The sequence below is a fragment of the Methanobacterium sp. genome, assembly GCA_012838205.1.
Classification (GTDB): domain Archaea; phylum Methanobacteriota; class Methanobacteria; order Methanobacteriales; family Methanobacteriaceae; genus Methanobacterium.
In genome coordinates this window covers 22,022-30,656 of sequence record DUPR01000006.1, presented here as the reverse complement: position 1 = coordinate 30,656, position 8,635 = coordinate 22,022, and the positions used below count along the sequence as shown (strand labels likewise).

The 8,635-nt window shown below is 37.8% G+C and carries 10 protein-coding genes; 2 read left to right on the top strand and 8 right to left on the bottom strand.

Translation table 11 applies throughout. From position 1 onward, the window contains the following. Positions 1–15 precede the first annotated feature (15 nt). Both GXZ72_01005 and GXZ72_01000 read left to right on the top strand, forming a co-directional pair. Positions 16–426: a zinc ribbon domain-containing protein gene (locus GXZ72_01005; GenBank protein HHT18133.1), complete on the top strand. Its 411-nt coding sequence runs from the start codon at positions 16–18 to the stop codon at positions 424–426. 191 nt (positions 427–617) lie between these two features. Further along, positions 618–764: a hypothetical protein gene (locus GXZ72_01000; GenBank protein ID HHT18132.1), complete on the top strand. Its 147-nt coding sequence runs from the start codon at positions 618–620 to the stop codon at positions 762–764. A 36-nt stretch (positions 765–800) separates the two neighbouring features. Here the strand turns inward: GXZ72_01000 and GXZ72_00995 are convergent, their stop codons facing one another. The 8 genes from GXZ72_00995 to GXZ72_00960 form a co-directional block, all read right to left on the bottom strand. After that, the gene (locus GXZ72_00995) at positions 801–2,051 is read right to left on the bottom strand and encodes a methanogenesis marker 16 metalloprotein (protein HHT18131.1); all 1,251 of its coding nucleotides are present in this window, start codon (positions 2,049–2,051) and stop codon (positions 801–803) included. A gap of 43 nt (positions 2,052–2,094) precedes the next feature. Continuing rightward, complete coding sequence (gene alaS / locus GXZ72_00990) at positions 2,095–4,833, bottom strand: alanine--tRNA ligase (protein HHT18130.1); 2,739 nt, start codon at positions 4,831–4,833, stop codon at positions 2,095–2,097. Positions 4,834–5,087: 254 nt separating this feature from the next. Then, a complete protein-coding gene (gene rpl12p / locus GXZ72_00985) occupies positions 5,088–5,399 on the bottom strand; it encodes a 50S ribosomal protein P1 (protein HHT18129.1) in 312 nt (103 codons plus the stop codon). A 115-nt stretch (positions 5,400–5,514) separates the two neighbouring features. Then, positions 5,515–6,528, bottom strand: a complete 1,014-nt coding sequence (locus GXZ72_00980) for a 50S ribosomal protein L10 (GenBank protein ID HHT18128.1) — start codon at positions 6,526–6,528, stop codon at positions 5,515–5,517. Further along, positions 6,529–7,167: a 50S ribosomal protein L1 gene (locus GXZ72_00975; GenBank protein ID HHT18127.1), complete on the bottom strand. Its 639-nt coding sequence runs from the start codon at positions 7,165–7,167 to the stop codon at positions 6,529–6,531. Between the two features lie 144 nt (positions 7,168–7,311). Next, complete coding sequence (locus GXZ72_00970) at positions 7,312–7,800, bottom strand: 50S ribosomal protein L11 (GenBank protein ID HHT18126.1); 489 nt, start codon at positions 7,798–7,800, stop codon at positions 7,312–7,314. Then, positions 7,800–8,243, bottom strand: coding sequence for a transcription elongation factor Spt5 (locus tag GXZ72_00965; GenBank protein HHT18125.1), 444 nt, complete (start codon positions 8,241–8,243; stop codon positions 7,800–7,802). Before GXZ72_00965 ends, GXZ72_00970 begins: the two co-directional genes overlap by 1 nt. 28 nt (positions 8,244–8,271) lie before the next feature. Further along, positions 8,272–8,460, bottom strand: coding sequence for a protein translocase SEC61 complex subunit gamma (locus GXZ72_00960; GenBank protein HHT18124.1), 189 nt, complete (start codon positions 8,458–8,460; stop codon positions 8,272–8,274). Positions 8,461–8,635: the final 175 nt, after the last annotated feature.

Here is an 8,635-nt window from a genome sequence, read left to right as displayed (position 1 = left end):
TAAATGAGGTTCAGGATGAAATGTGAAAACTGCGGTGCTAAAATAAAAAAATGGGAGACTTATTGTCCTAAATGCGGAATGGAACTATTTAACTCCCAATACAAACCCTTGAAGAAGAGATATCTAAGGGGCGAATATAGGGAAACTGAGGAATCGAGAACTTCACCCTATGATCTGGACCAAGTGGACTACACTGAGTCTGAATATCAACATGATAAATATCAAAACCAAAACAACAACCAGAAATGGGAAAGGAACCATCAAAAAAAACCTCAGAAAAAATATCAGAGAGGCTATGACCTAGATGAATACTATGAATCCGTAGAAAGTGAGAGTTCTATATGGGGAACAATAATGCTTCTTTTAATAATAGCACTCCTTTTTGGATTTGTAATGGGATTTGTGTTCTTTTCTACTAAAATTTAGATATCCTCATATTTATGATAATTAAAAATTTTCTTCATTTTCAGTTTTTATAAGAATTTATTAGTTAATTTCAAAAAAATGAAGACTCTAATAACTGTAGACAGGGTTAGGTAAAACCACAAGCTTTGAAGAACTTAAAAAAAAAAGATTTAATCTGAAGATATTCTGTAAGTGGAAATTCATGCCCCGAAATTATAGAAAAAGGTGTTAGAATTGGTTTTAATATCATTGACTTTAATTCTGGTTTAAAAGGTGTTTTAACCAATGTCAATACCATTAATGGACTTTTAATGGGTAAATATAAAGTTATTTCAAACGATATCAATAAAACAAAGTAAAACATGCCATAAAAATTGGGATGTAAATAAGAATGCTTAAAAAATGAAATTTTTGTTTTGAATTCTTTTTTTAAGTTCTTCTGCTAGTTTTCGGGCTCGTTTAATGTCAGACTGCCGACAACTCACTTCTAACTCTTTCATCTCACCCTTCCAGTTCATTAAAACGGTTCCTCTTTCCATCTGGAATGAGCCGAATGGACAAGAGTAGGCGCACATTCCACAGCCAAAACATTTAGCTTGGTTAAGTTCATTTTTTTGAAAAGCTTTTGTTGGACATCTTTCCTCAACCAGACAAGTTGCACACCGTTGACACAAGTCTTTTTCGAAAATAGGTCTTTCATCAACATTATTCCACACCCCATACGTGGTTTGGCTTAAAACACTGTGACGCCCTTTTATATCACAAATAGGCAGGATAATGTCCTCATTTTTGATGAATGTCCTTGTCAGTATTTCATCATTTAAGATGGGTATTGCTGTGGCTACACTGTTGTAAACTTCAGGTCCGGCTCCGGTGCGGAAACCACCCAGATAATAGGGATCCATTTTTTTCATATCCGCGGTTATCATCATGTTGGGCTTTTCAGGACTACTCCGAGTTCCAAGGCCTATGAATAATCCTTCAGAGTTATTTATGAGCAATTTACTGCCGCTATGGATAGAATTTAATTTAGGGTCATTCTGTAGAGGGTTGAGTTCACCACAACCTGAAAATGAAATTCCTTTAAACGGACCTTCCATATCAACTGCGTTGAATATTGATGAAACGGGGTTTGATGTTGGATTAATGAATGCAGTATAATTTTTGAAGGCGAACCTGATTCCAATCATCTGAGCAGTTCCAAAATCATCTAGAATAGCAGTTGATTTTATAATATTTCCTTCCAAATCTTCTACTTCGATTTCTATTTCTTTTCCTTTGATAAGATCTTCAAATAGGAATCCTCCCCCATATTGGGGATCATAAATACTTTGGGAGGTTCCGTACATCATCAAATCAACTGAACCCAACCATTCATTTGGACAAGGCCCTGCAAATCCTGGAATACCATTTAAAAGAATGTTTTTTGCTTTTTTAAATGTCCCTGGTTCTGAAACAGGCAAATGGAAGATGGCTGCTGTTCCAGACATGATACCACAAGTTCCAGTGGTAACTACATCTATATCTTCTGCTCGGGGTTTTTCACCATCTTTAACCAAGCAAGTTACTTCTTCAGCAGTAAGAATAGTAGCTTTCCCCTCACAGATCCGATGATTAATTTCTTGAATGGTTTTTTTCAAGTACATTCACCTTTTAATAGGAACTTACAATAATGGTAAATCATCAAATTTAACCGAACCCATTAAGACTTTTTTGGGCTAAAACATCCTTTATAGATTCACGCACAAATTCAAGGGCTTCTTGGAGCTTTTCGCCCTCTTTTCCAGCCCCTTGTGCCAGATGTGGTTTGCCACCTCCGCCTCCACCCATGATTTTAGCGGCTTCTTTAACTATTTCGTTAATTTTCACACCCTGAGCTATAGCTTCAGGTGACCCAGCACCTGCTATTTTCCCTTCACTATTTCCAAGAAAAACCACGTCAATTCCACCATCATCAGTGAGTTTGGTTACTATTTTAACCAGTTCACTTATATCTGCATCCACTTCATCTGCGAGGAATTTAAGTGAATTGATACTTTCAGTTTGTTCAATTAGCGATTCGGTTTTAATATTGGCGATCTGAGCTTTTAATCGCCCAATTTCATTTTTAAATGCTTTCCATTCAGTGAAAAACCTTTCACTGGTTTTTGGCAGTTGATTGGCTTCGACTTTATAGACGGCTGCACTTTCATTTAAGAGAGCATCAGTTATTTGCATGTATTCTACTGCAGATTCTCCAGCAGAAAATTCAAGACGTTCTACTCCATCTTGTATCCTTTCTGTTCGATTTACTTTAATTAATCCTATCTGCCCGGTTTGATCGCAGTGAGTTCCAGCGCAAGCTTGCACATCAACACCGGGAATCTGAATCACACGGATACTTTTCCCAGGAACAACTCCTCCCTGATATAATGTGAATCCATATTTTTTCTCAGCCTCAGTACGATCCATCCATTCTGTAGTCACTGGAATATTTTCCATAACCCATCTGTTGGCCATGAGCTCAATGTTCTCGAGTTCTTCCTGATTAATGCGTTGATAATGGGATAAATCTATTCTTGACTTTTTAACGCCTTTCTGAGCACCTGCTTGCCATATATGGTCTCCTAGAACCATCCGGGCGGCTGCGACTAAAAGATGGGTGGCAGTATGATTTCGAGCCAGGGAAATTCTACGATTCCAATCAATATTTCCTTTAATTGTTGAACCAGTGCGGTGTTTAATTTTATCCAGTTTTTCCTGGTTGACTCGATGTAAAACAATTCCATCGAGTTTTTCAGCATGGGATACCTTTAATTTTTCCCCTGCAACGTCTAAAAAACCTATATCTGATGGTTGACCTCCTCCTTCTGGATAGAAAAGAGTTTTGTCTAAGATTATATGATTTTCATAAAATCCGAGTATTCTAGAATTAAATTCTGTTTTATGAGGATCATCGTAGAATAATAGTTCAGTTTCGGGGTAATCTAATTTTACTGGTATTTTTTCTTCAACAATTTCTTCAGAATGTTTGGCTGCAACTAGAGTATAGAAGTTATCTGGAACTTTGACCTTGAAATCCAGTTTTCCTGCAATTTCTGCAACTGTTTCTGGTGGCAAACCCTGGGAGTCATAAAGATTAATAAGCATTTCAAGGGGCATTTCAAATTTTTTGTCTTTTTTAAGGTATTTAATGCTTTTTTTAACCATCTGATGTCCCTTGCGGATGGTTTTATGGTAACGTTTTTCTTCTAGTTCAATTACATGGAGAATATGTTCTTGATGATTACGAATTTCTGGGTAGGTTTGGGAGAGAAAATTGAGTTGAATATTCATTATAGTTCCCAAGGATTCTTTAAGTCCTAATTTTTTTATGAAGCGAATTGTTCTGCGGAGAATTAATCGTGCAAGGTAGCCTTCTTTAACATTGGATGGTATTACTCCATCAGCCAGCATGAATGCTAAGCAGCGAGTATGATCTGCAATTACATAAATAGCTTCCATAGGTTCGGTAGCTTCTTTCAACTCTGTTAAAGTGATTCCCAGTCTTTCTGCCACTCTACTACGTAAAGTTTTCAAATCAGCTATATCCTCAATATCCATCATACCCGCTACTTGGGCGTTTTCTCCTAAAATTGTATGGTTTAGTTCTACTCCGGCCATTTCTCTAAGTTCTTCAATAACAGGACCAAAAGAAGCATCATAAGCGGTGGGTGTTCCTTGGGATATCCAAGCGAATCGTTCCAATCCGTAACCGGTGTCAACTATTTTTAAAGGGATTTCTTCCCTTTCACCTCTGGCTGTGGTGCGATATTGGATGAAAACTAAGGTGGCCAGTTCAACCCCCCTTACACATACTTCATAACATGGTCCACTGTTGCCTCCTCCTTCCCACCATGATTCAATAAAGGTTATTTCTTCCTCATCAATTCCAAGATGAGTTATGAAGTCATGACAATATTTTACTGTTTCATCATCCCAATAAATCTGATCATTTTCGGAATTAAAAGCATGATGTCCACCCATAGTGAAACAAGTCATGTGTCTGCCTGTTCGTCCTACATTATCTACATCATTAAGCCGAATTGAAGGCTGAGCCACCACTAATGGATTTGCCGGTGGTTTAACCTGCCCTGAGGTCACCCATGGCTGAAAGTTGTAAATAGATGCTCCCACTAAAAAAACATCATCTCTCCATCTTTTTGCCAGAACAGGGTATCTTCTTATGGGGGTGTGTCCTCTCTCTTGGAAAAACCGGATGAATATGTCATGGATGGAAAATAAGTCATAACTTTGTGATGTGGCTGGATTTCCAATGAACTGATATTCATCACAAGGTGCATCACCACATGTTTCTCGTTCACTGATAGACCAAAAATCATTTCCACAATTTTTACAAGTTTGTTTAATGTAACCAAGTTTTTTAAACTGGACAGACATGGTAATCATCAAGAATATTTCTTAAAATTTAAATATAAGCATTAGTATTTCAGTCAAACTATGTTGAGTATAAATACTTTAATCTAAGCTTATATTATTATATTTTATTGGCATAATAGTTAATTAGTATATTTTGCATTGCTTTTAATTTGATATAAGTTTAATCAATAATATAGTAAATATATCTATTAAAGTATTATTCAATTTTTAAAAAAAATATTTAAAAGCCAAAAAGTCTAAAAGACTTCTGGCTTGCGAGAGAATTATCCGAATAGTGCGCCGAGACCGGCAGCAGCTTCTTCTTCTTTCTCTTCTTCGTCGTCTTCTTCTGCAGTTTCTTCTTCTGCAGTTTCTTCTTCTGCAACTGGTGCACTAGCAGCGGATGCGGGTGCTGCTGCTACAGCAGTTTTTTCCATTGCTTCTTCAATGTCTACATCTTCCAAGGCTGCAATTAAGGCTTTTACCCTAGCCTCATCGGCATCTGATCCTGCTGCTTTTAAGACTTTTTTAACACTTTTTTCATTAACTTCTTGACCTGCTGTGTGCAATAACATTGCTGCGTATATATATTCCATGAGATCACCTCAAATTATGTCCTTTTTAACTTTAAAACATTTTAATCCATTTGGATTTTATTTGAACTTAAAACTTTGTTTATTCCATTTCTTTTAACGGCCACATAATGGCTAATTATCCGAAGAGTGCACCTAAACCTGCGGCAGCATCTTCTTCTTTATCCTCTTCATCTTCCTGCTCTTCTTCATCTTCTTCCTTTTTTTCCTCTTCAGATGGTTTGGCTTTAGTAACACTTGCAGTTGCACTTAGTTTATTGCTGAGTTCTTCATCAACTGCATCAGCATTTTTGGCTGCTGCTTCAGAAGCAAGTGCAAGCATCTGAGAGTAGGCTTTTGCCAGTAAGAGATCGGTTGTTTTTGAGGTAATAACTTCTGCATTTAAAGCCAAGTTCAATGCTTCTCCAGCTGCTTTTGATATTAAAGTTGGTGTCGAAGCGCTGTTGAAAACTACTGCATTAATTGATAGGTTAATTGCTTGAGTGTAGGCTTTTTGTACATCCGATAAGGTTTGTTCCTCGTCAATGGTTAAGATGTCAGAGGTGTAGATGGTTTCATCTTCATAGGCTGCTTTCAAGTCGATCCCAACTTCCATTGGATATATATCCAGACGTGTAAGCATACTGGCCACGTCACGTGAGATCTCCTCTCCTTCTGCAACTATGGTTTTATCTTCGGTTATAACTATTTTTCCCTTTTCGATTTTTGCAGGGATACCAATCTTCTGCAACTCACCCAATATGGGTCCAGGCATGAATCCAGTATCACCCTTAGGGACTACAATATCATTTAGAGATATACTCCCTGCTCTAGCAGGAGCCGGAGTTTTACTACCTTCTAAAATCTTATAGAGTTTGAAAGGGTTCATTTCAGTAAATATCAGGGCGGGCTGACCATCCATATGGTTAGTTAGGGCCTCTACCTTCGTTTTTTCAGAATCGTTTAAAGCTAGATCCATTAAGGTCTTCCTGGACATCTTGATTTTAGCGCTTCCTCGAAGGCTCTGACGCATTTTTTGGAGTTGGGGTGCTGGTATGTCAGAAAGATCTGCCATTCCAACCACAGGATGACTTTCGATAAGGGTTTTTAGCTCTTTAACTTCTTCTTTTTTCCATTCAGCTACATGTGGCATTTAGATCACCCTCGTTACAGGGCCCATAGTGGTTTTCACGTACATAGATTTTATCTGGCTACGCCCTTTTTCCAGTTTCTGATCCAGCACGTTCAGGACTGCCTCTATATTATCTACAATAAGCTCGTCATCCATGTCCTGTGTACCGACTAATGCCTGTATAACTGGTTGGTCTTTTATTCTAACTTTTACTGTGCTTTTAAGCCTCTCCATTATGGGTTCGGGTTTGATGTTGGCTGGAACTGGTTTGGGCATTTTCTTTCGGGGTCCTAATACAGGTCCCAAGAATCTACCTACAAGGGGCATCATATCGGCCTGAGCTACAAAAACATCATGCCTATTGGCAATTTTTTTGGCTTCTTTCCGATCTTTACCTATTTCTTCCAGTTCGGGCTTGTTGATGACCAGATCTGCCCCGGCGTTTTTGGCTTGCAAGGCCAGTTCACCATCGGCAATAAAGGCGATTTTAACATCTTTACCCCGTCCATTAGGGAGAAGAACTTCCTCGTCCATGCGGTTTTCGGGTTTTTTCACGTCTAAATCTTTGATGGTGATGACCACATCAATAGATTGTGTGAAGTTTCTCGGCTTGGATTCATCCTTAGCCTTCTTCACCGCTTCTAAGATCTCTTGTTTCACGTAAATTCCTCCGAACTCTTCTGGTGTGAAAAGTTCAATCTAATGGTTGGATTTATTTGTTCTTGTATTTTGTCGTGTTTTATATTTTTAAAATATAATTTTGTGATTATCATTCACAAGAATTAATTTTAGAGATGTTTTCAATTAGGATTTTTCGACTAATTTGTCGTCGTAAACACCTTGATTGATTTCTTTTTGAACTTCTCGTGGGTCTTTACCTTCCACAGTGATACCCATGCTTACACAAGTACCCACAACTTCTTTAGTGGCACTTTTATGGTCAGCTGATAATAATGCATCAAATTTCATCCTGGCAACCTTCAAAGCTTGTTCGATTTTAAGATCTGCTACTTTATCTACTCCAGGGTCTTGGGATGCTTTTTCTATCTTTAGTTCGTCCATGATCAGTGCGGTGGTTGGGGGGGTTCCAACTTTAACTTCAAAATCTCTGGTTTCGGTGTCCACTATTATTTTCACCGGTACTTTCATGCCTTCAAAGTCTGCTGTTTTCTGGTTAATCTGCTCCACTACTTGCATCATGTTGATACCTAAGGGTCCAATTGCAGGGCCTAGTGGTGGGCCGGGAGTGGCTTTACCTCCATCTATAAGAATTTCAATGGTTTCTGTTGCCATTAGTCTGCCTCCTTCTGTATTAATCTAATTTGATCACCTTTAACTGTAACTGGGATGGGAACTGCAGCTTCAATAAGTTCTAGAACTACATCTTCTCTGGATTCGTCAATCCTAACAACTTTCGCTTTTTCTCCTTTAAAGGGTCCAGAAATTAGTTCTACAATACTACCTTTCTGTATGGAAGCTATTATTGGTTCTGGTTTTAAAAAGCTTTTTATCTCTTCATAGGAGATTTCGCCATCGATTGCTCCTTTCATATGGGGCACTTTAAATGCAGGGTTTTGTAAGTCGAGTTTTGTTGATGACTCAACTAATATGTATCCCCTTAAACTTTCTGGAACAAGAACTGCGCTGACTCCGATCCCACTATCTTTAACGTTCCTGGCAATTATTCGGGCCACATTTTTTTCCTGACCTACCAGGGTTCTTATTGCATAAATCAAATTATCACTAACCTTATAATAAAATTAATTATCCAGTACCTTGAATTAATTGGCTGATTACTATAATTATAAAACCTATTACTCCAATGAGGATTATTCCAATACCGGTTACTTTGGCCACATTGAAAAATTCTTCTCTATCCGGTTTCCGAGAAACTTTTAACACTCTTTGGCACTGTTTGATAAAATTTGCCACTGATTCTTTGTTTAGATTCATAAAAATCCCACTTCACATAGTTATCAATAGAAGGAGAAAGTAAAAATTTAGATAATATAAAAATAGATTATGCCTCGAGGGCATATAAACCTTTGCATGGGGAAGACTGAACAGACTAGGGTTGAATTAAGGGGGTTAGAGAACGAATATAATCCCTAATCAATTACTTCCCCTT

Bases quoted from the DNA above. Each gene is read 5' to 3' on its own strand.
- GXZ72_00995 (HHT18131.1), bottom strand. From the start codon at position 2,051: ATGTACTTGAAAAAAACCATTCAAGAAATTAATCATCGGATCTGTGAG.
- rpl12p (HHT18129.1), bottom strand. From the start codon at position 5,399: ATGGAATATATATACGCAGCAATGTTATTGCACACAGCAGGTCAAGAA.
- GXZ72_00960 (HHT18124.1), bottom strand. From the start codon at position 8,460: ATGAATCTAAACAAAGAATCAGTGGCAAATTTTATCAAACAGTGCCAA.
- alaS (HHT18130.1), bottom strand. From the start codon at position 4,833: ATGATTACCATGTCTGTCCAGTTTAAAAAACTTGGTTACATTAAACAA.
- GXZ72_00970 (HHT18126.1), bottom strand. From the start codon at position 7,800: ATGGCAACAGAAACCATTGAAATTCTTATAGATGGAGGTAAAGCCACT.
- GXZ72_00980 (HHT18128.1), bottom strand. From the start codon at position 6,528: ATGCCACATGTAGCTGAATGGAAAAAAGAAGAAGTTAAAGAGCTAAAA.
- GXZ72_01005 (HHT18133.1), top strand. From the start codon at position 16: ATGAAATGTGAAAACTGCGGTGCTAAAATAAAAAAATGGGAGACTTAT.